The sequence below is a fragment of the Mycobacterium sp. IDUB_17 genome, assembly GCF_055419465.1.
This window is the reverse complement of the sequence record NZ_JBVAXS010000003.1, coordinates 913385-938680: the sequence shown is the minus strand read 5'-3', so window position 1 is coordinate 938680 and position 25296 is coordinate 913385. Positions and strand designations below refer to the sequence as shown.

Genomic DNA, 25296 nt, shown 5'->3' with positions numbered 1-25296 from the left:
CTGTCTGAGGCTAGTGGATCGTCGAATTCCGCACCCGGTCAACCGTCCATACCGCCAGCCAGAATCCGCAGGCAATCGTGACGATCACGAAGCTCGGCGGCATGTTGAAGATTGCGGACACCGCCAGCCCCGCCCACACCGACACGACGCTGATGCCGGTCGAGATCGTCATCGCGAGGATCGGCCGGGCCGTCACCATGATTGCCGTCGCGGCCGGGGTGACGACAAGCGCGAACAGCAGCAGCGTGCCCACCGCCAGCACCGCCATCGTCACCGCGATCCCCAGCAGGACCATGAACAGCACCGACAATGCGCGGACCGGTACGCCTTTGGCCTCGGCCACCTGCGCGTTGACCGATGCGAACAGCAATGGGCGGAAAACGAATACGACCGTGGCGGCCAACACGACCAGCAACGCGGTGAACATGAGCAACTGCTGATGGGTGATGGCGAGCAGGTTGCCGAACAAGACGTTGGTCAGCGTCGACGAATTCTTGGTGGCCAACGAGTTGAAGAACAGACCGAAGCCGGTGGCCAGCGCCAGTACCGTGCCGGTGGCCACCTCGCGGTCGTGGGCGCGGCTGCCCAGCGCCCCGATGACGAGCGCTCCACCGACGCAGAATGCCCCCAACCCCAACCCGACCGGAAGCCCGAGCAGCGCCGCACCGGTGGCACCGGGCAGACCGATGTGGGCCAGTGCGTGGGCGGCGAACGCGGTGTTGCGCACGATGACGAAATAGCCGATCAGCCCGGCGGCCAGCGCCACCAGCGTGCCGCCGATCAACGCGTTACGCATGAACGCCGAGGTCAGGATCTGCCACCAGTTGTGCTGGTAGCCCATCGCGAAAGTGCCCTGCGCCAGCAGACCCGCCGACATCACCCGCTCCTCATATACATCTGCCCCAGCGGGGTGTTGGCCACCTGCACCTTGGTCCCGTACAGGTGGGTCAGCAACTCGGCATCCACCACCTCGTCGATGGCCGCATGGTGAGCGTGCCCGTCGAGCAGGTAGATGGCGCTGTCGAGCACGCTCAGCAGCGGGTTGAGGTCATGGGCGACAACAAGAATCGTGACGCCGAGGTCCTGATTGAGCCGGGCCAGCAACTGCACGATCTCGTGCTGGTTGCGCAGGTCGAGCGCGGCCAACGGTTCATCGAGGATGAGCATCTTGGGATGTCCGACAAGGGCATTCGCCAGGGCGATGCGCTGGCGTTGCCCTCCGGACAGTTCCGACAGCCGCATATTGGCGAACCCGGTGGCCTCGACCCACTCCAACGCCTCGTCGACCCGGGCCCGGTCGGCGGCCGAGGTTCGGGTGAAGCCCCACCGCCGCCCCGTGAGCCCCAGGGTCACCGCACCCCGGGCCCGGATGGCCTCCCCCGCACCTGCCGCGTAATCCTGCGGCACGTAACCGATCAGGTCGTTGTGCTCACCTGGCGCACCACCGAGCACCCGGACCGAACCCGACGCCGCGGGCAGCAGGCCCAGCATGACCTGCAGCATCGTCGACTTGCCCGATCCGTTGGAGCCGATCAGTGCGACGATGCCACCGGTCGGGATCTCGAAGGTGCCCTCCGACCAGATCAGCCGTCCCCCGCGCACGGCGCTGACGTCGTCGAAGACGAGAGCCGGTTCTGCGTTGCGGGGTGACACTAGGCCTGAATTCCGAGCGCCTTGGCCAGCGCGGTCAGTTGGTTCACCTGCCAAGCCTCGAACGATTCCGCACCCGGCGCCACCGTTTCGGTGACATCGACGACCGGAATTCCGGCGCTCTCGGCGGCGGCCCGGATCTGTTTGGGCAGCGAACCTTCGGTCTGGGTGTTGTAGATCAGCACGTCGACCCCGTGATCGGCGAGCAGGCGCAGGAACGCGTCCAAGTCGGCCGGCGACGGGTCGGTGTGGTTGGACGAGGCCGCCTGGTAGCCGGCCGGCGTCTGGTTGACCAGGCCGACCGCGGCCGCCATGTCGTCGAACACCGTTTCGGTGGCGGCGTAGCGCTTACCGGGCGCCTTGGTCTTGATGTCGGTGATCAGCTGTTGGTAGGGCTGCATCGAGGTGGTGAACTCGGTGCGGCGCTGGGCAAAGTAGTCCCGCGCCTCGGGAGCCATCTGGCCCAGTTCCTCGCTCACCGCATCGGCGACGCCGGTCACCGCGGCCGGGTTGTACCAGGCGTGCGGGTTGGCGGCGGGGTCGTCGGACTCGCCGACGGCCCGCAGCACGGTGGCATTCGGCGCCGTGCTCTGGGCCAGCTTGGCCGCCCACTCGTCGTAGTGCCCGCCGTTGATGACGACCAGCTGTGCGCCCTGGAACTTGGCCGCATCCGCCGGCGAAGGCTCGAAGTCGTGCGGATCGACCGACGACCCGGCCACCACCGTGGTCACCTTCGCGCAGTCACCGCCCAGCGCCGAAACGATGTCGCCCCACTGGTCGACGCTGACAACCACGTTGACCGGTGTGGTCACGCAGTTCCCGCCGGACTCGGGCTGTTGGGCCCCTTCGGAGCCGCAGGCGGCAAGGGCGAATGGGGTGGCCAGCAGCAACGCGGTGGCCACGGCGCGGAGATTCAGGGGCAGGAGCACGGCGATAACGATAACCGTTTGCATTAGCAGATGCACGCCCGGATGATGATTTATTGAAAATCGTTTTCATTAAGGAGTGCGATGTCCAACCCGCTACCCGTCACCGTCCTGTCCGGCTTTCTCGGCGCCGGGAAGACCACGCTTCTGAACCACATCCTGGCGAACCGAGACGGCAGGCGCGTCGCCGTGATCGTCAACGACATGAGCGAGGTCAACATCGACGCCGCGCTCATCGCCGGACAGGGACACCTCGACCGCACGGAGGAGAAGCTCGTCGAGCTGACCAACGGCTGCATCTGCTGCACACTCCGCGAGGACCTGGTGGAGGCGGTCGGCGCGCTGGCGCGACAGAACCGGTTCGACCAGCTGGTGATCGAGTCGACTGGGATCTCCGAACCCATGCCGGTGGCAGCCACCTTCAGCTGGGAGTTCGAGGACGGCTTCCGGCTCGGCGAACTGGCCCGGCTGGACACATTGGTGACCGTGGTGGACGCCTCGACCTTCCTGACCGAGGTCGTCCGCGGTGAAGGCCTGGCCGACCGGGAGCTGGCCGCCGGCGAGGGCGATGCCCGCAGCATCGCCGACCTGCTCACCGACCAGGTGGAGTTCGCCGACGTCATCCTGCTCAACAAGACCGATCTGGTGAGCCCGCCGACCCTCGACACCGTCCAAACACTGCTGCGCAGGCTCAATCCGACCGCCAAGCTCATCCGGACCGACCACGGCGTCGTCGATATCGGCGAGGTGCTGGGCACCGGACTGTTCGACCCGGAGGCCGCCGCGCAGACGCCGGGCTGGGACGAGGAGATCGCCGACGGCCACACACCCGAAACCGAGGAGTACGGCATCAGCTCGATGACCTTCCGCTCCGACCGGCCGTTTCACCCGAAGCGCCTCGGCGACGCGCTCGGTCAGGTGACAAGGGTGTTGCGCAGCAAGGGATTCTGCTGGATCGCCAGCCGCCCGACGATCGCCGCCATCTGGTCACAGGCCGGCCCGAACCTGGTGATCGAGCCGGCGCAATACTGGTCGGGCACCGAGATCGCGCCGGGTCAGGAGATCGTGTTCATCGGGATCAAGCTCGACCGGGACAAGGTCCACCGGCTACTCGGCGGGGCCCTGCTGACCGACGCCGAGCTGGCCGAGGGTGAGCGGGCCTGGCTCCGCTATCCCGATCCGCTACCGGCCTGGAACGTCACCCACGCGCACTGACGGGCTTGCGCCCCCACACCTTGTTCATCGCCGCGGAGCGGTAGGCGAAGGTCGGATCCTCCAGCGCGGCCCTGGCGGCGGCCACCGCCGTCTCCGAGAGCACCCCGGCGGCCACCATGAGGTCGTCGACCTGCTGGAAGGTCTGTATCAGGAAGTGCGCCTGCCGGCTGCCACCGCGCTCCACGGTCAGCCTGCCTTCGTTGGCCACCTCGGTGAGTCCGAGTTGATCGACGTCAACCGGCAACATCGAGCCGTAGCCCAGGTTCATCACATTGGCCGCGGCCAGGAACTGCGTGCGGACGTTCAGGTAGTCCTCGTACCCCGCAGCCAGCGGATGGGTCCGGTCGACGGGCGCGGTGGTGCTGTAGTCCGGCTCCTCGACCACGAGCCAACCGCCCGGACGCAATGCCGAAACCATGCGCCGCATCGCCGCGACGGGGTCGGGCAGGTGCAACATCAGTGTCCGGCTGTGCACCAAATCGTGACGGCCCGACTCGATTTCATCGACCGTGATGTCAAGGCGCCGTACTTCGACGCCCAACGCCGGTAGGTCGCCGAGAAAGCGGGGGTCCAGATCCGCGGCGACGACATGCCCGGACGGCCCCACGCGATCGGCCAGCCAGCGCGCCACGGATCCCGCACCTGCACCCACCTCCAGGCAGGACCAGCCGGGCGCCACACCGACGGTGTCGAAAACGCGGATCGTCCACGGATCACAGAGCGACTCGAGCACACGCAGTCGCGCCAGTTCTTCGTTCGTCTCGTAGTCGGCCGCGAAGTAGCCACCGTCCCCTGTTGCGCCTGTCACCAGACCATTCTCACCATGACGGAACTCGGTCACAGACTCGCCACCCCATAAGCTCGACCCGTGTCTGAGCACGCCTTCAGCCCCGACGAGCGCCGTGCCGTCTACCGGGCCATCGCCGAACGTCGGGATATGCGCCGCTTCGTCCCCGGCAGCACGGTGCCGCCCGAGGTCCTCAGCCGGCTGCTGCACGCCGCCCACGCGGCGCCGAGCGTCGGCCTGATGCAGCCGTGGCGCTTCATCCGGATCACCGACGACGCGCTGCGCGGCAAGATCCACGCGCTGGTCGACGAGGAACGCATCCATACCGCCGACGCACTCGGCACCCGCGGCGACGAATTCCTGGCATTGAAGGTCGAAGGCATCCTCGACTGCGCCGAACTGTTCGTCGTCGCACTCGGCGAAAACCGCGACCGGCACATCTTCGGCCGCCGCACGCTGCCGCAGATGGACCTGGCCTCGGTGTCCTGCGCCATCCAGAACATGTGGCTGGCCGCCCGCGCCGAGGGCCTCGGCATGGGCTGGGTGTCGATATTCAAGCCGCTGCCCCTGGCCCAACTCATGGGCATGCCCGCCGACGCGGAACCCGTCGCGATCCTGTGTCTGGGCCCGGTACCCGAATTCCCGGACCGGCCGGTGCTGGAGATCGAGCACTGGACAACTGCACGCCCGCTGCCCGAATTCGTGGCCGAGAACGGCTGGCCGAGCGAGGCATCGCCTTAGGCTGGGCAGGTGGCTACCTCCGTCGATCTCAATGCCGATCTCGGTGAGAGCTTCGGGGCGTGGAAACTCGGTGACGACGAGGCCATGCTCGGCCTGGTCACCAGCGCCAACGTGGCCTGCGGTTTCCACGCCGGCGACCCCACGCTTCTGTTGCGAACGTGCCGCGAGGCCGCGGCCCGGGGGGTCCGCGTCGGCGCCCAGGTGAGCTACCGGGACCTGGCCGGATTCGGCAGGCGCTTCATCGACGTCACCCCCGAGGACCTGACCGCCGACGTGATCTATCAGATCGGCGCGCTGCAGGGCATCGCCCATGTCGCGGGTACGACGGTGACCTACGTGAAACCCCATGGCGCGCTGTACAACACAATCGTCAGCCACCCCGAACAGGCCGCCGCCGTGGCGGCCGCGGTGGCAGCGGTGGACGCCGGACTGCCGGTGCTCGGCCTGTCGGGTTCAGCGTTCTTCGAGGAGGCAGGGCGGCGCGGGCTGCGCACCGTGGCCGAGGCCTTCGCCGACCGCGCCTACCAACCCGACGGCACGCTGGTGTCGCGACGCGACCCCGGCGCCGTGCTGCACGATGCCCCCGAGATCGCCGAGCGAGTGGCGGGCATGGTTATGCGGAGACAGGTCACCGCGGTGGACGGTTCCGTCATCCCCGTCACGGTGGAATCGGTTTGCGTACACGGCGATTCACCGGGAGCCGTCGAGATCACCACAGCGGTGCGCGAGCGTCTGTCCGCTGAAGGGGTCACGCTGAGCGCGTTCTGCTGACAGGTTCGCCTGGCATGATGGCCGCGTGGTGGCGAACCCGGCGGTGACGCGGTGGCGGCCGAGTTCCATGCAGGTGCTCGTGGCCGGCATCATCGCATTGGCCCTGGCCGGCACCACGCTGCGGGCGTTTGTCGAAGGCACCCCCGATGTGTCGACGGCGGCCACGGTGTTCTGCGGCGTGTTCGTCCAAGCGCTGCCGTTCCTGGCACTCGGGGTGGTGATCAGCGGGCTGATCGCGGTCTTCGTGACGCCCGAGCGTCTGGCCCGCTGGCTTCCCCGACGTCGCAGCGCGGCAATCCTGGCCGCGGGGGTCGGCGGCGCGGCACTGCCCGGCTGCGAATGCGGTTCAGTGCCGGTGGCGCGCAGGCTCTTCGGCGATGACGCCCGGGACGGCACCGTGGGCGCGGCCGCGCTGACATTCATGCTTGCGGCACCGGCCATCAACCCCGTTGTGCTGGTGGCGACCGCCGTCGCGTTCCCCGGACACCCGCAGATGGTCGCCGCCCGGTGTGCGGCATCACTGCTCACCGCGCTGATCATGGGTGCGCTCTGGGCCCGGTTCGGCAGCCCGGACTGGATCACCCGTCGCCTACCCAAGCCGCATGACGGCGAGAGTTCCCGGTGGGCCGTGTTCACCGAAGCGGCACGTCACGACTTCCTTTCGGCGGCCTCCTATCTGGTCGTCGGTGCGGCTGCCGCGGCCGCCCTGCACGTGCTGGTTCCGCCGTGGGTGTACGAGCACCTGGCAGGGCAGATCGTGCTGGGGGTGATCACCATGGCGGCGCTGGCGGTGGTGCTGGCGTTGTGTTCGGAAGCGGACGCCTTCGTCGCGGCCAGCCTGACCATGCTGCCGCTGCTACCGCGACTGGTGTTCCTGGTGGTCGGGCCGGCTGTCGATCTCAAGTTGTTCGCGATGCAGGCCGGAATGTTCGGCCGCGCGTTCGCCGTCCGGTTCGCACCTACCACCTTCGTCGTCGCCACCCTGGCCGCGACCGGCGTCGGCCTGCTGATCCTGGGGCCACAGTGAGCCGCGAGACCGAGAACGCACTGCTGCTGCTGATCGGGGTCAGCACCGCGATCATCACCATCACCGGCGCGTACACCCGGTACGTCAAGCCGGGACTGTTGCCCTACCTCGCCGCGACCGCGGTGTTGCTCATCGCGCTGGCCCTTGCCGCGATCGTGCGCGATATCCGGCACGGCCGCCGCGAGGACGGCACGGACGAAGCTCATGATCATCCGCACTCCCCCGGCGTCGCGTGGCTGCTCCTCGTCCCGATCGCGCTGCTCGCCTTCGTCGTACCCCCGGCGATACGCCCCGACGCCGCATCGGTAACCGCGGTATCCACCGATGTGCTGCGCCGTCCGTTTCCGCCGCTGCCCGACGGCACTGCTCCGGAGATCTCCCTGCCCGACGCACTGATCCGCGTGGCGCAGGACTCCGCGGGCACCCTGGACAACCGCACGATCACCGTCACCGGGTTCACGATGCGCGACGGTGACCGCAGCGACCTGGCCCGGGTGGTGATCATCTGCTGCGCGGCCGATGCTCAGCTGGCCCGCATTCGTCTCTCCGGGCCTGCGGCGGCTCAGGTGGCCGGCTATCCGGACGACACCTGGATCAAGGTGGTGGGCACGATCCCTGCGGGACAAAGTAATTCGAGCCGGCGCACCATCCCGACGATGACGGCCATGAGTGTGGCGCGCACCGATCCCCCGGCACGCCCCTACGCCTATTGAGGCCTACCCGCGTGGCCGCGCGAGTCCACAATCACCACACTTCGATCCGCCCGGAACGCGGTAGTACAGGCAACAGCTGCGCCGGCGGAACGCCCACCCGGTCAGGACGCCGGTGCCGGCCAGATCCCCGGTGGCCAAGAGCGATTCGGTGACTCCGCGGAGGTCGTCATCCAATTCCGGTCTAGCTCGGGCCAGGTCGGCCGCCGCGGCGACCAGGGCGGCCGCGGCATTGCCGTAGAGCAGCCGCGGCGCCATCTTGACCCGTAGCCCGGCGGCCAGCGGTTCGAGGTGTTCGGTGATCACCGTTTGATACAGCTGCTGCGCCAGCGGACGACGGCCGTCGACGGGTCCTCCCACCGGCACCGGCAGCCTGAGCTCGGTACGGGCGGCATGGCGCTGCAGATCGGTGAGGTCCGGCAGCACGCCGTATTGCAGCGCACAGGCCAGCAGCGGCGACCACAAGCGAGAGGCGTGACTGAACTGGACCAGGGACGCACCGATGCGTAGATCCGTCGTGTCACTGCGTGCGGCGGTCGAGGCGACGAGGTCGGCGCAGCCCTGCTCGTAACAACGGTGCACCGGAATCCAGTCGCCCGGATCCCCGCCGACGGTGATAGCGAAGAAGCCTCCGTACGAGGCGATTTCGCTGAGTTGGTCACCGATGTTCACGGCCTCACCCCCACCTTGGGCGGGACGGTGACCTGCGGCCTGCCGGTATCGGCATCGAGGGTGATCCGGGCCTCGACCCCGTACACGTCGGACAGCAGCCCCTCGGTGAGCACATCGGCCGGCGGGCCGACGGCGACCAGCCCTCCATCGTCGAGCACGCAGATCCGGTCGCAGTAAGCCGCAGCAAGATTCAGATCGTGCAACGCGGCGACCACCGTCGCACCGGTCTCCCGCAGCAGGTGCAGGGCCTCGTGTTGATGTCGCAGATCGAGGTGGTTGGTGGGTTCGTCGAGCACGATCACCTCGGTGCGCTGCGCCAGCGCACGGGCGATGAGCACGCGTTGCTTCTGCCCTCCCGACAGCCGACCGTAGCCAGCCCCGCTCAGCTCCGCGACGTCCAGTGCCGCCAGCGCCGCGCCGACGATCTGCCGGTCCTCACGGTTGTCGGCCTCGAAGGATCGCTTGTACGGTGTGCGCCCCATCGCCACCATGTCGAACACGGTGAGCTCGAAATCACCGGTGGCTTCCTGCAATACGGCCGCGACCCGGCGCGCGGCCTGCTTGCCCGGCAGCTTCCACACATCGGTGCCGTCGACCAGCACCCGCCCGGCACTCGGCCGCTGCGCCCGGTACAACGTGCGCAGCAGTGTGGTCTTGCCCGCGCCGTTGGGACCCACGACGGCCAACATCTCACCCGGGGCGACCGACAACGAGACGTCGGTGATCAACGGTGTTCCGCGCACCGACACCGAGACCGCCTCGAATGACACCGCCGCCGTCACGTCACGGCCTTCCGCCGCATCAGCCACAGGAAGAACGGCCCGCCGGCGAGCGCGGTCAGAATCCCCACCGGCAATTCCTCCGGCGCGGCCACGGTGCGGGCCACGATGTCACACAGCACCAGAAACGCCGCGCCCAACAACGCGGCGGCCGGCAGCGCTCGACGGTGATCGGCACCGACCAGCAGACGCACCACATGCGGCATGATCAGCCCGACGAACCCGATCGTGCCACTGACCGCGACCATGGCCCCGACCATGAGCGCCACGACCACGAACATTCCCGCCCGGAACCGGTGTACGTCGAGTCCGAGCGAAGCGGCCGCCTCCTCGCCGGTGTAGAGCAGGTTCAGTGATCTGGTGAAGGCCAGCAGCACCACCACGCCGATGAACACCGCCAGGGCGGGCACCCAGACCATGCGCCAGGTGGCGCCGCCCAGGCCGCCGAGCATCCACCGCACGGCCGCCTGGGTCTTGTGCGGATCGTCCGAGGTGACGATCAGCAGACTGGCCACCGCGGACAGCACTTCGGCCACCGCGACGCCGGCCAGGATCAACCGCGCGGTCGTCATCCGCCCGCCCGATCGGGCCAGGAAGTACACCGCGACGAGTGCGAGGAAGGCTCCGAGGAACGCCGCCAGCGGCACGGTGAACACTTGCAATGCACCGGCGCCGAACACCAGGATCACCACGGCACCGACCGATGCTCCCGAGGAGACACCCAGCAGCATGGGATCGGCGAGCGGATTGCGCACCACCGCCTGCAGCGCCATACCGCTCGCCGCCAGACCGGCACCGACCACCGCGCCCAGGACCACCCGAGGTAGCCGGGCGTCGATCACGATGGATTCCCTTACCGCAGGCCAACTCTGCTCGACGAGGCCCGGGTGGACGGCGTGCAACACGATGGCCCACACCTGTCCCGGCGGGATGGACACCGAGCCGATTGCCACACCGGCAGTCATCGCCATCAGCAACACCCCGGCCAGCGCAGCCAAGGTCAGGCGGTAGGGCGTCACACGAACCGGTCCGGGTGCAGCTGTCGGGCCAGAGCGTCCACCGCCCGGCCCACCCGCACGCCGACCACCACCGAGGACAACGGGAGCACCGCGAACCGCTGGTGTTGTACCGCCGGAACATGCTGCAGCAGAGGATGTTCGGTGAGGAATCTCTTCTTGTCGGCGACCGGCTGGTCTCCGTAGTCGTAGATCACGATGACTTCGGGCGCGCGTTCGGCGAATTGTTCGAACGATACGTCGCCCCACACCTTCGGGACATCGGCGAACACGTTGACGCCGCCGGCCGCCTCGATCATCAGGTTGCCGATGCCCTTACCGCCCGAAGTGAACACGGTCGCCTCACCGCTGTCGTAGACCGCGACCCGTACGGGTTGCGCGCCGCGCAGCTTCGCTTCGGTCTGCGCCAGCTCGCGATGCAGCTTCTCGATCTGCTGCTCAGCCCGGTCCGTGATTCCGAAAATGGTTCCGATGTTTCGCATTTCGTCATCCACGGTGGAGATGGTGACGGGCTCGGACCGGCAATCCTCGATGTTGAGGTAGGTGTGAACCCCGGCATCGGTCAGCCGTTGCCTGCCGCGGCCCTCCTTCTCGTCGAACGCGCTGTCCCAGCCGCCGTAGACGAAGTCGGGTTCGACAGCCAGCAGCGACTCGTAGGACGGGTATTCCTTGGCCAGCACCGGAACGCTGTCGTAGGCAGTCTGGTATTCGGGCAGGATCCGGTCGTCGAGGTAGGACGTGCCGACCATGGATTTTTCGAGCCCCAGAGCCAGCAGCGTCTCGATCGCATGCTGATTGAGCGCGACAGCGCGGGCCGGCGGCCGGTCATAGGTGGCGCTGACGCCGCAATTGTCGACAGTGACCGGGAATCCCGGTGGGACGTCACCGTCGGCGTCGGGCGCTGCGGTCGAGGCGCACCCCGATACCAGTAGCGCTGATGCCAGTCCGGCGATCAGCCAACGAGCAGCCATGGGCGTACCCATCCTCTCCGGGGAGATCCGCCCCAGTACGTGCGAGGTGGCGACTGCGGTGTGTATCTGGCTTTCACAGTGGCGGGACCGCGCCGGATTCTCACCGGCTTCCACGATCCGCAGTCGCCCTATCGCCTCGAATGGTAGGTCAAGCCGGGCCGACCACCGGCAGCAGCGCCATCTCCCTGGCGTTCTTGATCGCCGTGGCGACCTGACGCTGCTGCTGCGGGGTGAGCCCGGTGATGCGCCGGGACCGGATCTTGCCCCGCTCACTGATGAAGGTGCGCAGCAGGTGGACGTCCTTGTAGTCGACCTCGGTCACCCCGAGGGCGTCCAGCTGATTGCGCCTCGGCTTTTTGAGTTCGGTGGCCGGCGGGCGCCTCTTGGTGTTCTTCCGGGAATTCGACGCCATCACCAGCTCGACTTCCGCACACCCGGCAGTTCACCGCGGTGCGCCAGTTCGCGCACCCGGACCCGCGACAGCCCGAACTTGCGCAGATGACCGCGGGGGCGGCCGTCCACCGCGTCTCGATTGCGCAGCCGCACCGGGCTCGAATCCCGGGGCAGCCGTTGTAATGCCGAGACGGCCGCGGCCTTCTGCTCACGCGTGCCGACCGGATTGCGGATGATCGCCTTGAGCTCGGCCCGCCGTTCGGCGTAGCGCTCCACGAGTTCCCGGCGCTGCTCGTTCTTGACGATCTTGGATCGCTTGGCCATCAGCGCTCCTCGCGGAAGTCGACGTGGCGGCGGACGACCGGGTCGTACTTTCGCAGCACGATCCGGTCCGGGTCGTTGCGGCGATTCTTGCGGGTGACGTAGGTGTACCCGGTCCCCGCGGTCGATTTCAGCTTCACGATCGGCCGGACATCGGTGCTGGCCATCAGATCTTCTCCCCTGCGCTACGCAAGCGGGCCACAACGGCCTCGATGCCGTCGCGGTCGATCACCTTGATTCCCTTGGCGCTGACCCGAAGCCGGATCCGGCGCCCTTCGCCTGGCAGGTAGTAGGTCTTGGTCTGGATGTTGGGGTTCCAGCGGCGGCGACTGCGCTTGTGCGAGTGCGACACCGTGTTGCCGAACCCGGGCGAGCGCCCGGTGACTTGGCAGTGGGCAGACATCGGTCTCCTTCGGATGGGGTAGCCTCACGATAATGATAATCATTTTCAACAACAACTCCGTCGGGAGGTGCAGTGCGAACCCCTGTGGTGCTGATCGCCGGTCAAGGTGACAGCGACGGCGTAGCGGAAGAACTGGGCCGCAGGCCGGGAACCGTGCTGGTGCGCCACACCTTTGACGGCCAGGTGGTCCTGCGGACCGTGTCCGACAGCAGCGGAACATCCGAACTCGCCCTCGAGCTCACCCACGGTTGCGTGTCCTGCACGGTCCGCGACGATCTGCTGATCCTGTTGCGGCGTCTGCACCGACGCGGCGACGTGGACCGCATCGTCGTGCAGTTGATGCCCTGGCTGGAAGCCGAGCCCGTGTGCTGGGCGATCAACACCATCCGGGTCCACGTCGGGCCCGGATACATCGACGGGCCCGCCTCCCGCGACGTCACCATCGACGCGGTGATCGCGTGCCTCGACGCGACGGTCTGGCTGCAACAGTCCGTCGGCGACGAGGAACTGCCCGACGGGCGCACTGTCGCCCAGGTGGTCGTCGGGCAGGCCGAGTTCGCCGACATGCTGGTGCTCAACGAGGCCGAGGCCACCACGCTGGCGGTCCTGCGCCGGCTCGCTCCCCGCGCCCGCATCACCGTCGGCCCCGACCGGGTGGAGCTCGGCCTGGCGCATCTGGAACCGAACAGCCGGCGCGGGCGCACCGCGACACCGCACGATCCACTCCTGGCCGGTGAACCGCCGCTGGAGCCCGACGACGAGGTAATCATCGTCGAATTCGCCGCGCGCCGACCGTTTCACCCGCTACGCCTGCACACCGCCGTCGACCTGCTGCTCGACGGCGTGGTGCGCACCCGGGGGCGGGCCTGGCTGGCCAACCGGCCGACCGACGTCATGTGGATTGAATCCGCAGGCGGCGGAATGCATTTCAGCAACGCCGGAAAATGGCTGGCGGCAATGGATTCCACCGAGCGGGCCTACACCGACCCGGAGCGGCTGGCGATCGCGGCGATCGACTGGCATCACCAGTTCGGTGATCGCCACATCTCGCTGACCGTACTGGTCTGCGGCGCCCGGCCCGGCGAGGTCATCGACGCGCTGCGCGGCGCGCTGCTCACGGACGACGAGCTGGCGCGACCGGACCAGTGGGCCGATTACCCCGACCCGTTCGGGGATTGGCACGAAGAACCTTGCCAGCCCGCGGTCGAAGAACCCGCAACATCCGCCCACACAGAAGGGGAAAACCAGTGAAACCCGAAATCCACCCCGACTATCACCCCGTGGTGTTCCAGGACGCCGCGACCGGCAGCCAGTTCCTGACCCGGTCGACGGCAACCAGCGAGCGCACCATCGAGTGGGTAGGCCCGCACGGGATCCAGACCTACCCGCTGATCGTCGTCGACGTCACCAGCGACTCGCATCCGTTCTGGACCGGCTCGGCCCGGCACATCGACTCGGCCGGGCAGGTGGAGAAGTTCCGCCGTCGCTACGGACAGGTCTAGCCCTAGGGTGGGGCCATGCGGCTCAAGCCCGGCAGACCCGACCTGGCCTCCTATGCGCGGTTCTTCGACGCACCGTCGGCCACTGCGCAATCCCCGGTCAGTGTCACCTGGGCCGGGGTCAGCACGCTCCTGGTCGACGACGGCACCTCGGCCGTGCTCACCGACGGGTTCTTCTCCCGGCCCGCACTGCCGAGCATCGTCTTCGGCAAGCTGACGCCGTCACTGCCCCGCATCGACGGCAGCCTGGCCCGCCTCGGCGTCGACAAGCTCGAAGCCGTGCTGCCGGTCCACACCCACTTCGACCACGTCATGGACTCGGCCGTCGTGGCCGAGCGCACCGGCGCCCGACTGGTGGGCGGCACCTCGACCGCCCAGGTCGGCGCCGGGGGCGGACTGGCGCCCGATCGGATCGTCACGGTCACCCCGGGCGAAGCCGTCGCTCTGGGCGCGTACGACGTGACGCTGTTCGAATCCGAGCACTGCCCACCGGACCGCTTCCCCGGTGTCATCACCGCGCCCGTCGTTCCGCCGGTGAAGACATCGGCGTACAAGTGCGGCGAGGCCTGGTCGACCCTGGTCCGCCACCGGCCCAGCGACCGCAGCCTGCTGATCGTCGGCAGCGCCGGTGCGGTGCCGGGCGCACTGGACGGGCAGCACGCCGAGGTGGTCTACCTGGGGATCGGCCAACTCGGCCTGCAACCCAAGCACTACCTGATCGACTACTGGACCCACACCGTCCGCACGGTCGGCGCGCGGCGCGTGGTGCTGATCCACTGGGACGACTTCTTCCGCCCGCTGCACAAGCCCTTGCGCGCATTGCCATATGCCGGTGATGACCTGGACGTCTCGATGCGCGTGCTGACCCGACTGGCCGAACAGGACGGTGTCAGCCTGCACCTGCCGACGCTGTGGGAGCGCTCCGATCCCTGGGTCAATTGAGCCGCTGAAACGACGGCGGCAGCGGCAGACCCAGCTCCGCCAGCACGCCACGTAGCCGCGTCGGGTAGTCGGTGATGAGGCCGTCGACGCCGTCCGCGATCAACGCCCGCATGGCGGCCGGATCGTTGACGGTCCACGGAGTCACCTTGAGGCCCAGCGCGTGTGCCCGCTCCACGAATCCGCGGTCCACCAGCTGATACTGGGGCGAGAGGACCGTGGCGCCCACCGATATCGCGCCGGCGATCGGATCGCCGTCCACTGCCGGATTGACCCCACCGAGCCACGGAGAGTCGGGCACCCAGGTCGTGTCATCCCACAGCGCCACCCTCGGCAGCGAAGGCTCGGCCCGCTGCACCAATGGCAGTGTGCGCCAGTCGAAGCTCTGGATGTCCACCTTGTCGAGCTTGCCCGCCACGCGCACGGCATCGAGGATGACGTCGACGAACTCCTGCGGCGTGGCCGAGGTTTCGGGTTTGTCGGCCTCGATCTTGGTCTCGATGTTGAAACGCACGTCGGCGCCGTAGGCATCGGTCAGCGCGAATACCTCGGGCAGCACGGCAATCTTGTTGCCGCGCACCACCTCAGCATCGGGAAAGCCGCTCAGCAACTTGCCGCAGTCGAGCGTGCGGATCTGCTCGAGCGTGAGATCGTGCACCAGTTTCCCCACGTACGGGTACATGGGGTCGCCCGGGAACGCCGGGGCTGTGTCGGCACATTTGGTCTCGTCGATCCGGGGGTCGTGCCACACCAGGGGTTGCTTGTCTTTGGTGAGCACGATGTCGAGCTCGAGCGTGCTCACCCCGAGCTCCAACGACTTCGCGAAGGCCCGCAGCGACTCCTCGGTCGTCTCACCACGTCCGCCACGGTGTGACTGCAGGTCGAACCCGGTGGGCGACGCGACGGCCGGCGGGACAGCCTGGAACGCGGCAGCCAGAGCGAACAACAGGACCATCGGAGCAGCCGGACGCATGGTCACCAACGCTAGCGAGTCACCCGGGTACGGTCAGGTCCGCTAGGCCCGATACGCGAATCGTCATCGAATGTTCGACTGGCCGAAAGGACCCACGCCGTTGATTCTGGCCCTGGTGCTGCTGGCCGTCGTGCTGGTGTTCGCGCTGGCGCGGCCCGAGGGCTGGCCCGAGGCCGTCGTGGCGATCCCGGCCGCCGGGCTGCTGATCGCGCTCGGCGTGATCTCGCCGGACGATGCGCTGGCCGAGGTGAACCGCCTGCTGCCCGTGGTCGGATTCCTGGCCGCCGTACTGGTGCTGGCCCACCTGTGTGACGACGAGGGCCTGTTCCACGCCGCGGGCACACTGATGGCCCGGGCGAGCAGGGGTGATTCCCGGCGGTTGCTGACCCGGGTGTTCCTGATCGGGGCGACGACGACCGCCGTGCTGAGCCTGGACGCGACCGTGGTGCTGTTGACGCCGGTGGTGCTGGCCACCGCCCGCACACTCGCGATACCGCCGCGGCCGCATGCCTACGCCAGCGCACATCTGGCCAACTCCGCGTCGCTGCTGTTTCCGGTGTCGAACCTGACCAACCTGTTGGCCTTCACCGTGGCGGGGCTGTCCTTCACTCAGTTCAGTGCCGTCATGGCGCTGCCCTGGCTGGCCGCCATCGGCGCCGAATTCGTCTTACTGCGTTGGTTTTTCCGCCGTGAGCTGAGCCGCCCGGCGGCCGAGGTGACTCCCCCGCCGCCCGAGGTTCCGGTGTTCGTGCTCGTGGTGCTGGGGTTCACGCTGGCGGGTTTCGTCGTCGCCTCCGTCGTCGATGTGTCGCCGGCCTGGGCGGCACTGGCGGGGGCGGTGGTGCTGGGGGTGCGCAGTCTGGCCCAGCGCCGCAGCACGGTCGGCGGGATCGTGCGCGCCGTCAACGTGCCGTTCCTGGCGTTCGTGCTGTGCCTCGGCGTGGTGGTGAATGCAGTGGTGCACAACGGTCTCGGCGACGCCATGCGTGAGGTGCTTCCGGTCGGCGACTCACTGCCTGCGCTGCTGGGCCTGGCGGCTGTGGCCGCAGTGCTGGCCAATGTGGTCAACAACCTGCCCGCGGTGCTGGTGCTGCTGCCGTTGGTGGCCGGCGCCGGACCGGGCGCGGTGCTGGCCGTATTGATCGGGGTCAACGTAGGCCCCAACCTCACCTACGTCGGATCACTGTCAAATCTGCTGTGGCGCAACGTTGTTCACCGCGAAGGCCTGCCGGCGAAGTTCACCGAGTTCAGCCGAATCGGCCTGGCCACCGTGCCGTTGACCCTGGCGGCCTCGGTACTCGGATTATGGCTGAGCCTGCGACTCTTCAATGGCTAGGAAGCAGCTCACCACTCTTTGAGCACCCGCAGCTTGTTCGCCTTGTTCATCGCTTCGCGCCGCAGGCGCTTCAGCTCCGGGTAGAAGGCGTTGCCCTTGTTGGACTCCTGGCCGTTGAGCGGCAGATCGAACGTGGCGATCAGCTTTTCCTCCAGGAACCACGGCTCGGGGTGCACCATCCAGGACACCAGGGCGTTCTCGGCCATCCACTGCGTCAGAACGGCCTCTCCACCGGCAAAGGTCCGCCTGTCGCCCGAGCCGATCCGGCGCAACTTGAAGCCAAGCTCATCGGCCAGCAGGATGCCGAGCGTCTTGCGCAGCGTCGAGCCGTCAGCGTCGGCGTTGGCTGCCCCGTAGTGGTACTTCACCCGCTTGCGGAGATTCTGGGTGCTCGGCGGCTTCCCGCCAACCGGCGGGCGGGTTGGACTGATCCCCACGTAGAGCAGCGTCAGGCCATCCCGCTGCCGGCACCCCGAAACGTCAATGCCCGCGGGCACCGTGCGAAACCACCAACCGTTGGCTCCGGGCAGCTCCGGAACCGGGCAGGGTTCGCTGAACACTTCCTCCCGGGTGAACGGCACGGCGGCGAGAAAATCCGCGGGATTGCTGGCGCTTCGTCCTCTGGACATGCGCCTAACTCCGGCGCTGACGGGCGATCTCGGCCAGCACCACACCGGCCGCCACCGAAGCGTTCAGCGACTCCGTCGGCCCGGCCATCGGGATCGAGACCACCGCATCGCAGTTCTCCCGCACCAGCCGGGACAGGCCCTTGCCCTCCGAGCCGACGACCACGACCATCGGTCCGGCGCCCTCGAGCTCGTCGAGTGTCGTGTCACCACCGGCATCCAGGCCGACCACCTGAAGACCGGCGTCGGCATAGCTCTTCAGCGTGCGAGTCAGATTCGTCGCCCGCGCCACCGGCGTACGGGCCGCGGCACCGGCACTGGTGCGCCACGCGACCGCGGTCACCGAGGCCGAACGCCGTTGCGGGATCACCACACCGTGCCCGCCGAACGCCGCCACCGAACGCACGATGGCACCCAGGTTGCGCGGATCGGAGATGTTGTCCAGAGCCACCAACAGTGCGGGCTCCCCGGACTCCCGGGCCGCCTTCAGCAGATCGTCGGGATGGGCGTAGTTATACGGCGGCACCTGCAGGGCCAGGCCCTGGTGCAACGCGTTGGAGCTCATCCGGTCCAGATCGTGGCGCTGCACCTCAAGGATCGAGATACCGCGGTCGGCCGCAATCTGGACGGATTCGGTGAGGCGCTCATCGGCCTCGGTACCCAGCGCCACGTACAGCGCAGTGGCCGGAACCTTGGCCCGCAGGCATTCCACCACCGGGTTGCGGCCCAGCACCAACTCGGTGTCGTCGGTCTTCTTGTGTCGCCCCTGCGCCTGACGCGCCGCCTTCGCGGCCTTCTTGCCGGCCGGATGGTGCGGGCGCTGATCTGCACGGGGTGTGGCCCCGCGACCCTCGAGCCCGCGGCGACGCACGCCGCCGGACCCGACGGTCGGCCCCTTCTTGGTCCCCGGCTTGCGCACTGCGCCGCGCCGCTGCGAATTCCCGGCCATCTACGCTCCGTTCCCGTCCACCAGGGCCCACTGTGGACCGTCGGCGGTGTCGGTGACCTCGATACCGGCCGCCTTGAGCCGATCGCGGATGGCGTCGGCCGCCGCCCAGTCACGATTGGTCCGGGCCTCAGCCCGGCCGGCCAGTGCCCATTGCACCAGTTCATCCACGGCAGCCAGCGCGGCCGAAGTCTCGTCGCGGGATTCCCAGCGCTCGTCGAGCGGATCGCAGCCCAGGATGCCCATCATCGCCCGGATCGAGGTGGCCTGCGCCATCGCGCCTTCGTGATCGCCGGCGTCCAGCGCGCGGTTGCCCACCGCCCGGGCGGCATGCACCTCGGACAGTGCGATCGGCACCGCGAGGTCGTCATTCAGGGCGGCCGCGAACTTCGGCGTCCAGTCACCCACGGCGACGGCGCCGACCCGGTTACGCACCCGGTGCAGGAAATCCTCGATGCCGCTGTAGGCCTTGACCGCGTCCTGCAGCGCATTCTCGGAGAATTCCAGCATGGACCGATAATGCGCGCTGCCCAGGTAGTAGCGCAGCTCGGCAGCCCGAACCCGTTGCAGCACAGCAGGAATCGAGAGCACATTGCCCAACGACTTGCTCATCTTCTCGCCGCCCATGGTGACCCAGCCGTTGTGCAGCCAGTACCGGGCGAAGCCATCGCCCGCGGCCTGCGCCTGGGCGATCTCGTTCTCGTGGTGCGGGAAGACCAGGTCCATACCGCCCGCGTGGATGTCGAACTCCGCGCCCAGATAGGCCTCGCACATCGCCACGCACTCGGTGTGCCAGCCGGGACGTCCCCGGCCCCAGGGCGTCGGCCACGACGGCTCGCCCGGCTTGGCGCCCTTCCACAACGTGAAATCGCGCTGATCGCGCTTACCCGTCGCCGCGCCCTCACCCTGGTGCACATCGTCGATCCGGTGGCCGGACAGCGCGCCGTAATCGGGCAGGCTCAGCACGTCGAAGTAGACGTCCCCGCCCGCGGCGTACGCGTGTCCTCGAGCGATCAACCGGTCGATGAGCTCGACCATCTGGGTGATGTGTCCGGTGGCCCGGGGCTCAGCCGACGGCGGAAGCACGCCCAGCGCGTCGTACGCGGCGCTGAACGCCCGCTCGTAGGTCGCGGCCCACTCCCACCACGGCCGGCCTGCATCGGCCGCCTTGTTGAGGATCTTGTCGTCGATATCGGTGACGTTGCGGATGAACGCAACGTCATATCCATTGGCGGTCAGCCAGCGGCGCAACACGTCGAACGCGACTCCGCTACGGACATGACCGATATGCGGCAAGCCCTGGACGGTAGCACCGCACAGGTAGATCGAAGCGTGCCCCGGCCGCAGCGGTACGAAATCTCGTACGGCACCCGCCATGGTGTCGTACAGCCGCAAATCGGAGGCAAACCCCGACGCGACGGCTTGAGCGCGATCGGTCACGACGTGCCAGCTTACCGGCCTATTCGGCAGGAACCACCAAAGCGCTGGCTATCGCGGCCAATCCTTCACCCCGGCCGGTCAGCCCGAGCCCGTCGGTGGTGGTGGCCGACACCGATACCGGCGCCCCGATCAGCTCCGAGAGAAGCTGCTGGGCCTCCTCCCGGCGTGGCCCGATCTTGGGCCGGTTGCCGACCACCTGCACCGTGGCATTGCCGATCTCGAAGCCCGCCGCCTGCACCAATCCGCGGACGTGACGCAGCATGTCCGCGCCGGTGACCCCGCGCCATTCCGGCCGGTCGGTGCCGAAGACGCCGCCCAGGTCGCCGAGTCCGGCCGCACTGAGCAGGGCGTCACACAATGCGTGCGCGGCGACGTCGCCGTCGGAATGGCCGGCGCAGCCGTCGGCGCCGTCGAAAAGCAGCCCCAACAACCAGCAGGGGCGCCCCGACTCGATCGGATGGACGTCGGTGCCGAGCCCGACCCTGGGAATCCTCACGCGCCACGCGCCATGACAGCCTCGGCGAGCAACAGGTCCAGAGGCGTGGTGATCTTGAAAGCCAGCGGGTCGCCCTCGATGATCTGCACCGGCGTACCGATCTGTTCGACGAGTGAGGCGTCATCGGTGACCACTCCGGCCCCGGCCCGCTGATAGGCGCGGCGCAATACGTCGGTACGGAAACCCTGCGGGGTCTGCACGGCCCGCAGACCGGCCCGCTCGGGCGTCCCCAGCACCGCACCGTTGGCGTCGACCGCCTTGATGGTGTCGGCCAACGGAAGGCCGGGAACGACGGCAGCGTGACCGTCGGCCAAGGCAGCCACTACCCGGGCGATCAGCGAAGGAGGAGTCAATGCCCGGGCAGCGTCGTGCACAAGGATGAAATCGGGGTCGTCAGCGGCCGCAAGAGCCAGCCCTACCGATTCGGTTCGATCGGCTCCCCCGGCCACGATCTGCGCGCGGCCACCGAACACCATGATGGCTTCATCGGTGAGCGCGGGCGGCACCGCGACCACGACCTTGTCGATCACCCCTGAAGCCAGCAGGCCTTCGAGGGCATGCTCCAACAGGGGTTTGTCCCCCAGATTGACGAATGCTTTCGGCCTGCCCGCGCCTAGCCGCTCACCAGAGCCGGCGGCCGGGACGACCGCGACAGTTGTTGCCACGACGCGTCAGGACGCGGCAGCCAGAACCTCGTCAAGGATGGTCTCGGCCTTGGCGTCATCGGTGTTCTCAGCCAGCGCAAGTTCGCCGACCAGAATCTGCCGGGCCTTGGCCAGCATTCGCTTCTCACCCGCGGACAGACCGCGTTCCTGATCCCGACGCCACAGATCCCGGACAACCTCGGCAACCTTGTTCACGTCACCGGAGGCCAGCTTCTCGAGATTGGCCTTGTAGCGGCGCGACCAGTTGGTCGGCTCTTCGGTGTGCGGAGCACGCAACACCTGGAAAACCTTGTCGAGGCCTTCTTGGCCCACGACGTCGCGGACTCCGACGTATTCGGCGTTGTCTGCGGGCACTCGAACGGTCAGATCCCCTTGGGATACTTTCAGGACGAGATATTCCTTCTGCTCGCCTTTGATAGTCCGGGTTTCGATCGCCTCGATCAACGCAGCACCGTGGTGTGGATAGACGACGGTGTCTCCGACCTTAAAAATCATCTGATTCGAGCCCCTTTCGCTAGTCCATCCTAACACGGGCCCAGATCACATGCGCACCAACTGCGCAGGTCAGGGGCACTGCAGATGAAGAACAGGGGTTGACATGGTGACGAAAGCGTGCCACCAAAGCGCCTGTCGGACACCCGAACCGGGCCCGACCGCAAGGCCGTTGCGGGCCTGAAACACCCCTGGCGAAGCGCTCTGCCAAGCCCTCGCATTCCGCCCACCGAGGCCACCTACTACTGTGCATAGTCGAAGTACGCCGACCCAGCTCAGGAGGCTTGAGTGAACCGCTTCGCAATGCGCACCTCGGCCGGTCTGGCCGCATGTGGCCTGACCGCAGCCGTTCTCACCGGCTGCAGTGCCGGGCAGGTCTCCCAGACGGCAACCCAGGAGCCCGCCGTCAACGGTGTCAACGCGCAGGCCGGCACGGTCGCGCTACGTAACGTGCACCTGCGCGCGCCGCAGCAGAAGGACTACGTCGAGCCCGGCTCCGAGACCGAGCTGCTGTTCGTCGCGGCCAACGAATCCACCGAGGCGCCCAACAAGCTCGTCTCGATCAAGACCACCGTCGGCGACGTGGCACTGACCGGGGATCAGACCATCCCGGCAGGCGGCGTCCTCGTGGTGGGCGAGCCCGATGGTCAGACGAAGCCGCTGGAGAAGGCCGAGCCCGCCGAGGCCGTCACCGCCAAGGTCACCTTGACCAAGCCGGTCACCAACGGGCTGCTCTACGACTTCACGTTCAAGTTCGAGAACGGCGAGACCACGGTGGCCGTGCCGATCTCGGCAGGCGAAACGCCCCGACGCGACAACGCCGGCGAGGAGCCCGCCGAGGGCGCCGCAGCCGGTGGCCATCACTGATCTGAACCTCTGACCCACCGGGGTCCCCACCGGCGCGTACACGGCACCGATGTCGGGGGCACCCGTTACTGTCACGGCGTGGCCGCTTCGAAAGTACGTTCGCAATACCGCTGCTCGGAGTGTCAGCACGCCACACCCAAATGGGTCGGCCGCTGCGCCAATTGCGGTACCTGGGGCACGGTGGATGAGGTGGCCGTGCTCGCTCTCTCCGACAGAGTGGGCGGGTCAGTCCGCCGCTCGGTGGCCCCGACCTCGCCCGCGGTTCCGATCACCTCGATCGACCCCGGAATCACCCGGCATTACGCGACCGGGGTCACTGAACTGGACCGGGTTCTGGGCGGCGGCCTGGTGGCCGGCTCGGTCACGCTGCTGGCCGGTGAACCCGGCGTCGGCAAGTCCACCCTGCTCCTGGAGGTCGCCAACCGCTGGGCGCACACCGGCCGACGGGCGCTGTACCTGTCCGGCGAGGAGTCCGCGGGCCAGATCCGGCTGCGCGCCGAACGCACCGGCTGTACGCACGACAACGTCTATCTGGCAGGCGAATCCGACCTGCAGATAGCGCTCGGTCACATCGAGGAGGTCAAACCGAGCCTGGTGATCGTCGATTCGGTGCAGACCATGTCCACCACCGAAGCCGACGGCGTGACGGGTGGGGTGACCCAGGTGCGTGCGGTGACCACGGCGCTGACCGGCCACGCCAAGACCGCCGTGGGAGACCCGGCTGTGGCCATGATCCTGGTCGGGCACGTGACCAAGGACGGCGCTATCGCGGGGCCGCGTTCCCTGGAGCATCTGGTCGACGTGGTGCTGCACTTCGAAGGTGATCACGCGTCGAGCCTGCGCATCGTGCGCGGGGTCAAGAACCGGTTCGGCGCAGCCGACGAGGTCGGCTGTTTTCAGATGCACGACAACGGAATCGAGTGTGTCAGCGATCCGTCCGGACTGTTCCTGGACCAGCGTCCGGCAGCGGTACCCGGCACCGCCATCACGGTCACCCTCGACGGCAAGCGCCCGATGATCGGCGAGATACAGGCGCTCGTCGCCCCGCCGGTCGGGCCTCCTCGGCGGGTCGTCAGCGGGATCGATTCGGCCCGTGCGGCGATGATCGGCGCGGTGCTGCAGACCCGCTGCAGCCTGCCGATCGGCAACAACGACATCTACCTGTCCACCGTCGGCGGCATGCGGCTGACCGATCCATCCTCGGACCTGGCCGTGGCCGTCGCCGTCGCGTCGGCCTATCTCGACATCGCGTTGCCGATGAACGCGGTGGTTATCGGCGAGGTGGGGCTGGTCGGCGATCTGCGCCGGGTCACCGGCATGGATCGCAGGCTGGCCGAGGCCGCCCGGCTGGGCTTCAACATTGCCGTGGTGCCACCGGGGGCCACCAGTGCGCCGGCGGGGCTGCGCATCATCACCGTCGATCACATCGGCGCGGCATTACGGGCACTCAAGGACATCGCGATTGCCAGCAATCGTGGGCAGCATGGACAATAGCGGCCGACCCTAGGAGAACCGATGGCCGTGAACTCCGGCGCCAGGACCAGCCGCACCGTCGTGCATCTGGCTCGGCCGACGCTACGAGAAACCCTCGGCCGGCTGGCCCCCGGTACGCCGTTGCGTGACGGCCTGGAACGCATCCTGCGCGGCAAGACGGGCGCGCTGATCGTGCTCGGCTACGACGACAGCGTCGAGGGCATCTGCGACGGCGGGTTCGCCCTGGACGTGCGTTACGCCCCCACCCGCCTGCGTGAGCTGTCGAAGATGGACGGCGCGGTGGTGTTGTCGAGCGACGGCGGCCGGATCGTGCGGGCCAACGTCCAGTTGGTGCCGGATCCATCGATCCCCACCGACGAATCCGGAACCCGTCACCGTTCGGCCGAGCGCACTGCCATCCAGACCGGCTATCCGGTGATCTCGGTGAGCCATTCGATGAGCATCGTGACCGTCTACGTCGCCGGGGAGCGGCATGTGGTGCCCGATTCGGCGACCATCCTGTCGCGAGCCAACCAGACCATCAACACACTGGAGCGCTACAAGGGCCGCCTCGACGAGGTCAGCAAGCAGTTGTCCACCGCAGAGATCGAAGACTTCGTGACGCTGCGCGACGTCATGACCGTGGTGCAGCGCCTGGAGATGGTGCGCCGGATCAGCCTCGAGATCGACGCCGACGTCGTCGAACTCGGCACCGACGGACGCCAGCTCAAGCTGCAGCTCGACGAGCTCGTGGGCGACAACGAGGCCGCGCGTGAGCTGATCGTGCGGGATTACCACGCGCTGCCGGATCCGCCGACCGCCGCTCAGGTCGGCGCGACACTCGATGAGCTGGACGCCCTGACCGACAGTGAATTGCTCGACTTCACCACGCTGGCAAGGGTTTTCGGTTACCCGTCGACGTCGGAGGCACAGGATTCGGCAATGAGCTCACGCGGCTACCGCGCCATGGCGGGGATACCGCGACTGCAGTTCGCCCACGTCGATCTACTGGTCCGCTCGTTCGGCTCACTGCAGGGACTACTGGCCGCCAGCGCGGACGATCTGCAGTCCGTGGACGGCATCGGGTCGATGTGGGCACGCCACATCCGTGAGGGCCTGTCCCTGCTGGCCGAGTCGACGATCGCCGACCGGCTGGCCTGAG

31 protein-coding genes and 1 riboswitch are annotated in these 25296 nt (G+C 67.9%); of the genes, 12 read left to right on the top strand and 19 right to left on the bottom strand.

Translation table 11 applies throughout. The annotated features are described in order from the left end of the window. Window positions 1-10: 10 nt before the first annotated feature. Genes ACZYZ7_RS17530 through ACZYZ7_RS17520 form a run of 3 tightly spaced genes read right to left on the bottom strand, consistent with a single transcriptional unit; the run spans window position 11 to window position 2603 of the window. Window positions 11-877 (bottom strand): metal ABC transporter permease, encoded by an 867-nt coding sequence (locus ACZYZ7_RS17530; protein WP_450072437.1) that lies wholly within the window; start codon window positions 875-877, stop codon window positions 11-13. Further along, the gene (locus ACZYZ7_RS17525) at window positions 877-1653 is read right to left on the bottom strand and encodes a metal ABC transporter ATP-binding protein (RefSeq protein WP_450072436.1); all 777 of its coding nucleotides are present in this window, start codon (window positions 1651-1653) and stop codon (window positions 877-879) included. Before ACZYZ7_RS17525 ends, ACZYZ7_RS17530 begins: the two co-directional genes overlap by 1 nt. Further along, complete coding sequence (locus ACZYZ7_RS17520; protein ID WP_450072450.1) at window positions 1653-2603, bottom strand: metal ABC transporter solute-binding protein, Zn/Mn family; 951 nt, start codon at window positions 2601-2603, stop codon at window positions 1653-1655. Before ACZYZ7_RS17520 ends, ACZYZ7_RS17525 begins: the two co-directional genes overlap by 1 nt. Before the next feature lie 57 nt (window positions 2604-2660). On the opposite strand from ACZYZ7_RS17520, the gene ACZYZ7_RS17515 reads away from it, so the two are divergent. After that, entirely contained in the window at window positions 2661-3791 is a 1131-nt protein-coding gene (locus ACZYZ7_RS17515; RefSeq protein ID WP_450072435.1) for a GTP-binding protein, read from the top strand. Here ACZYZ7_RS17515 and ACZYZ7_RS17510 read toward each other — a convergent pair. Next, window positions 3775-4599 (bottom strand): class I SAM-dependent methyltransferase, encoded by an 825-nt coding sequence (locus ACZYZ7_RS17510; RefSeq protein ID WP_450072434.1) that lies wholly within the window; start codon window positions 4597-4599, stop codon window positions 3775-3777. The two genes, ACZYZ7_RS17515 and ACZYZ7_RS17510, sit on opposite strands and share 17 nt — an antisense overlap. A gap of 60 nt (window positions 4600-4659) precedes the next feature. Between ACZYZ7_RS17510 and bluB the strand changes: the two genes are divergently transcribed. The 4 genes from bluB (at window position 4660) to ACZYZ7_RS17490 (ending at window position 7830) form a co-directional block, all read left to right on the top strand. Further along, window positions 4660-5319, top strand: coding sequence for a 5,6-dimethylbenzimidazole synthase (bluB, locus tag ACZYZ7_RS17505; RefSeq protein ID WP_450072433.1), 660 nt, complete (start codon window positions 4660-4662; stop codon window positions 5317-5319). A gap of 9 nt (window positions 5320-5328) precedes the next feature. Further along, on the top strand, window positions 5329-6090 hold the full coding sequence (locus tag ACZYZ7_RS17500) for a LamB/YcsF family protein (RefSeq protein WP_450072432.1): 762 nt from the start codon (window positions 5329-5331) through the stop codon (window positions 6088-6090). A 67-nt stretch (window positions 6091-6157) separates the two neighbouring features. Then, window positions 6158-7117 carry a permease gene (locus ACZYZ7_RS17495; protein WP_450072449.1) on the top strand — a complete coding sequence of 320 codons (960 nt, stop codon included), beginning with the start codon at window positions 6158-6160 and terminating at the stop codon, window positions 7115-7117. Further along, on the top strand, window positions 7114-7830 hold the full coding sequence (locus ACZYZ7_RS17490) for a TIGR03943 family putative permease subunit (protein WP_450072431.1): 717 nt from the start codon (window positions 7114-7116) through the stop codon (window positions 7828-7830). Before ACZYZ7_RS17495 ends, ACZYZ7_RS17490 begins: the two co-directional genes overlap by 4 nt. A gap of 3 nt (window positions 7831-7833) precedes the next feature. Here the strand turns inward: ACZYZ7_RS17490 and ACZYZ7_RS17485 are convergent, their stop codons facing one another. From ACZYZ7_RS17485 to rpmB, 8 genes are all read right to left on the bottom strand, one after another. After that, the gene (locus tag ACZYZ7_RS17485; protein WP_450072430.1) at window positions 7834-8499 is read right to left on the bottom strand and encodes a (2Fe-2S)-binding protein; all 666 of its coding nucleotides are present in this window, start codon (window positions 8497-8499) and stop codon (window positions 7834-7836) included. Then, entirely contained in the window at window positions 8496-9308 is an 813-nt protein-coding gene (locus ACZYZ7_RS17480; RefSeq protein WP_450072429.1) for an ABC transporter ATP-binding protein, read from the bottom strand. Before ACZYZ7_RS17480 ends, ACZYZ7_RS17485 begins: the two co-directional genes overlap by 4 nt. Continuing rightward, on the bottom strand, window positions 9278-10249 hold the full coding sequence (locus ACZYZ7_RS17475) for a FecCD family ABC transporter permease (RefSeq protein ID WP_450072448.1): 972 nt from the start codon (window positions 10247-10249) through the stop codon (window positions 9278-9280). Before ACZYZ7_RS17475 ends, ACZYZ7_RS17480 begins: the two co-directional genes overlap by 31 nt. Before the next feature lie 44 nt (window positions 10250-10293). Continuing rightward, on the bottom strand, window positions 10294-11265 hold the full coding sequence (locus tag ACZYZ7_RS17470) for an ABC transporter substrate-binding protein (protein WP_450072428.1): 972 nt from the start codon (window positions 11263-11265) through the stop codon (window positions 10294-10296). A 40-nt stretch (window positions 11266-11305) separates the two neighbouring features. Beyond that, window positions 11306-11402, bottom strand: a riboswitch (cobalamin riboswitch). An 11-nt stretch (window positions 11403-11413) separates the two neighbouring features. Then, complete coding sequence (gene rpsR, locus ACZYZ7_RS17465) at window positions 11414-11677, bottom strand: 30S ribosomal protein S18 (protein ID WP_450072427.1); 264 nt, start codon at window positions 11675-11677, stop codon at window positions 11414-11416. Continuing rightward, window positions 11677-11982 carry a 30S ribosomal protein S14 gene (gene rpsN / locus ACZYZ7_RS17460; RefSeq protein ID WP_450072426.1) on the bottom strand — a complete coding sequence of 102 codons (306 nt, stop codon included), beginning with the start codon at window positions 11980-11982 and terminating at the stop codon, window positions 11677-11679. The genes rpsR and rpsN overlap by 1 nt, the downstream gene beginning before the upstream one ends. Then, window positions 11982-12146, bottom strand: a complete 165-nt coding sequence (gene rpmG, locus ACZYZ7_RS17455) for a 50S ribosomal protein L33 (RefSeq protein WP_044520825.1) — start codon at window positions 12144-12146, stop codon at window positions 11982-11984. Before rpmG ends, rpsN begins: the two co-directional genes overlap by 1 nt. Beyond that, entirely contained in the window at window positions 12146-12382 is a 237-nt protein-coding gene (rpmB, locus tag ACZYZ7_RS17450) for a 50S ribosomal protein L28 (RefSeq protein ID WP_044520828.1), read from the bottom strand. Before rpmB ends, rpmG begins: the two co-directional genes overlap by 1 nt. A gap of 72 nt (window positions 12383-12454) precedes the next feature. Here rpmB and mrf point away from each other — a divergent pair, with 72 nt between their 5' ends. Genes mrf through ACZYZ7_RS17435 form a run of 3 tightly spaced genes read left to right on the top strand, consistent with a single transcriptional unit; the run spans window position 12455 to window position 14823 of the window. Further along, complete coding sequence (gene mrf / locus ACZYZ7_RS17445; RefSeq protein WP_450072425.1) at window positions 12455-13633, top strand: ribosome hibernation factor-recruiting GTPase MRF; 1179 nt, start codon at window positions 12455-12457, stop codon at window positions 13631-13633. After that, a complete protein-coding gene (locus tag ACZYZ7_RS17440) occupies window positions 13630-13884 on the top strand; it encodes a type B 50S ribosomal protein L31 (protein ID WP_450072424.1) in 255 nt (84 codons plus the stop codon). The genes mrf and ACZYZ7_RS17440 overlap by 4 nt, the downstream gene beginning before the upstream one ends. A gap of 15 nt (window positions 13885-13899) precedes the next feature. Then, entirely contained in the window at window positions 13900-14823 is a 924-nt protein-coding gene (locus ACZYZ7_RS17435) for an MBL fold metallo-hydrolase (RefSeq protein ID WP_450072423.1), read from the top strand. Here the strand turns inward: ACZYZ7_RS17435 and ACZYZ7_RS17430 are convergent. Continuing rightward, entirely contained in the window at window positions 14816-15793 is a 978-nt protein-coding gene (locus tag ACZYZ7_RS17430; protein WP_463741409.1) for a glycerophosphodiester phosphodiesterase, read from the bottom strand. The two genes, ACZYZ7_RS17435 and ACZYZ7_RS17430, sit on opposite strands and share 8 nt — an antisense overlap. A 70-nt stretch (window positions 15794-15863) precedes the next feature. Between ACZYZ7_RS17430 and ACZYZ7_RS17425 the strand changes: the two genes are divergently transcribed. Then, window positions 15864-17129 carry an SLC13 family permease gene (locus tag ACZYZ7_RS17425; RefSeq protein ID WP_463741408.1) on the top strand — a complete coding sequence of 422 codons (1266 nt, stop codon included), beginning with the start codon at window positions 15864-15866 and terminating at the stop codon, window positions 17127-17129. A gap of 8 nt (window positions 17130-17137) precedes the next feature. Here ACZYZ7_RS17425 and ACZYZ7_RS17420 read toward each other — a convergent pair whose 3' ends face one another. From ACZYZ7_RS17420 to carD, 6 genes are read right to left on the bottom strand one after another with little or no spacing between them, the layout of a single operon-like run. Next, complete coding sequence (locus tag ACZYZ7_RS17420) at window positions 17138-17758, bottom strand: GIY-YIG nuclease family protein (RefSeq protein ID WP_450072420.1); 621 nt, start codon at window positions 17756-17758, stop codon at window positions 17138-17140. Window positions 17759-17762: 4 nt separating this feature from the next. Beyond that, entirely contained in the window at window positions 17763-18704 is a 942-nt protein-coding gene (gene rlmB / locus ACZYZ7_RS17415; RefSeq protein ID WP_463741407.1) for a 23S rRNA (guanosine(2251)-2'-O)-methyltransferase RlmB, read from the bottom strand. Further along, window positions 18705-20141, bottom strand: coding sequence for a cysteine--tRNA ligase (gene cysS / locus ACZYZ7_RS17410; protein WP_135458931.1), 1437 nt, complete (start codon window positions 20139-20141; stop codon window positions 18705-18707). It lies immediately after the preceding gene. Between the two features lie 19 nt (window positions 20142-20160). Continuing rightward, the gene (ispF, locus tag ACZYZ7_RS17405) at window positions 20161-20637 is read right to left on the bottom strand and encodes a 2-C-methyl-D-erythritol 2,4-cyclodiphosphate synthase (protein ID WP_135458933.1); all 477 of its coding nucleotides are present in this window, start codon (window positions 20635-20637) and stop codon (window positions 20161-20163) included. Continuing rightward, entirely contained in the window at window positions 20634-21302 is a 669-nt protein-coding gene (gene ispD, locus ACZYZ7_RS17400; RefSeq protein WP_450072418.1) for a 2-C-methyl-D-erythritol 4-phosphate cytidylyltransferase, read from the bottom strand. The genes ispF and ispD overlap by 4 nt, the downstream gene beginning before the upstream one ends. A gap of 6 nt (window positions 21303-21308) precedes the next feature. Further along, on the bottom strand, window positions 21309-21797 hold the full coding sequence (gene carD, locus ACZYZ7_RS17395; protein WP_003882506.1) for an RNA polymerase-binding transcription factor CarD: 489 nt from the start codon (window positions 21795-21797) through the stop codon (window positions 21309-21311). Between the two features lie 285 nt (window positions 21798-22082). On the opposite strand from carD, the gene ACZYZ7_RS17390 reads away from it, so the two are divergent. The 3 genes from ACZYZ7_RS17390 (at window position 22083) to disA (ending at window position 25295) form a co-directional block, all read left to right on the top strand. Beyond that, window positions 22083-22661, top strand: a complete 579-nt coding sequence (locus tag ACZYZ7_RS17390; RefSeq protein WP_450072417.1) for a hypothetical protein — start codon at window positions 22083-22085, stop codon at window positions 22659-22661. Between the two features lie 78 nt (window positions 22662-22739). Continuing rightward, on the top strand, window positions 22740-24155 hold the full coding sequence (gene radA / locus ACZYZ7_RS17385) for a DNA repair protein RadA (protein WP_463741406.1): 1416 nt from the start codon (window positions 22740-22742) through the stop codon (window positions 24153-24155). A 60-nt stretch (window positions 24156-24215) separates the two neighbouring features. Next, on the top strand, window positions 24216-25295 hold the full coding sequence (gene disA, locus ACZYZ7_RS17380; protein WP_210115708.1) for a DNA integrity scanning diadenylate cyclase DisA: 1080 nt from the start codon (window positions 24216-24218) through the stop codon (window positions 25293-25295). Window position 25296 lies beyond the last annotated feature (1 nt).

Bases quoted from the DNA above. Each gene is read 5' to 3' on its own strand.
- rpsR (WP_450072427.1), bottom strand. From the start codon at position 11,677: ATGGCGTCGAATTCCCGGAAGAACACCAAGAGGCGCCCGCCGGCCACC.
- ACZYZ7_RS17520 (WP_450072450.1), bottom strand. From the start codon at position 2,603: ATGCAAACGGTTATCGTTATCGCCGTGCTCCTGCCCCTGAATCTCCGC.
- rpmB (WP_044520828.1), bottom strand. From the start codon at position 12,382: ATGTCTGCCCACTGCCAAGTCACCGGGCGCTCGCCCGGGTTCGGCAAC.
- ACZYZ7_RS17435 (WP_450072423.1), top strand. From the start codon at position 13,900: ATGCGGCTCAAGCCCGGCAGACCCGACCTGGCCTCCTATGCGCGGTTC.
- ACZYZ7_RS17495 (WP_450072449.1), top strand. From the start codon at position 6,158: ATGCAGGTGCTCGTGGCCGGCATCATCGCATTGGCCCTGGCCGGCACC.
- ACZYZ7_RS17515 (WP_450072435.1), top strand. From the start codon at position 2,661: ATGTCCAACCCGCTACCCGTCACCGTCCTGTCCGGCTTTCTCGGCGCC.
- ACZYZ7_RS17530 (WP_450072437.1), bottom strand. From the start codon at position 877: ATGTCGGCGGGTCTGCTGGCGCAGGGCACTTTCGCGATGGGCTACCAG.
- ACZYZ7_RS17420 (WP_450072420.1), bottom strand. From the start codon at position 17,758: ATGTCCAGAGGACGAAGCGCCAGCAATCCCGCGGATTTTCTCGCCGCC.
- ACZYZ7_RS17475 (WP_450072448.1), bottom strand. From the start codon at position 10,249: ATGGCGATGACTGCCGGTGTGGCAATCGGCTCGGTGTCCATCCCGCCG.
- rpsN (WP_450072426.1), bottom strand. From the start codon at position 11,982: ATGGCCAAGCGATCCAAGATCGTCAAGAACGAGCAGCGCCGGGAACTC.
- ACZYZ7_RS17430 (WP_463741409.1), bottom strand. From the start codon at position 15,793: ATGCGTCCGGCTGCTCCGATGGTCCTGTTGTTCGCTCTGGCTGCCGCG.
- carD (WP_003882506.1), bottom strand. From the start codon at position 21,797: ATGATTTTTAAGGTCGGAGACACCGTCGTCTATCCACACCACGGTGCT.
- rpmG (WP_044520825.1), bottom strand. From the start codon at position 12,146: ATGGCCAGCACCGATGTCCGGCCGATCGTGAAGCTGAAATCGACCGCG.
- ACZYZ7_RS17470 (WP_450072428.1), bottom strand. From the start codon at position 11,265: ATGGCTGCTCGTTGGCTGATCGCCGGACTGGCATCAGCGCTACTGGTA.
- rlmB (WP_463741407.1), bottom strand. From the start codon at position 18,704: ATGGCCGGGAATTCGCAGCGGCGCGGCGCAGTGCGCAAGCCGGGGACC.
- ACZYZ7_RS17425 (WP_463741408.1), top strand. From the start codon at position 15,864: ATGTTCGACTGGCCGAAAGGACCCACGCCGTTGATTCTGGCCCTGGTG.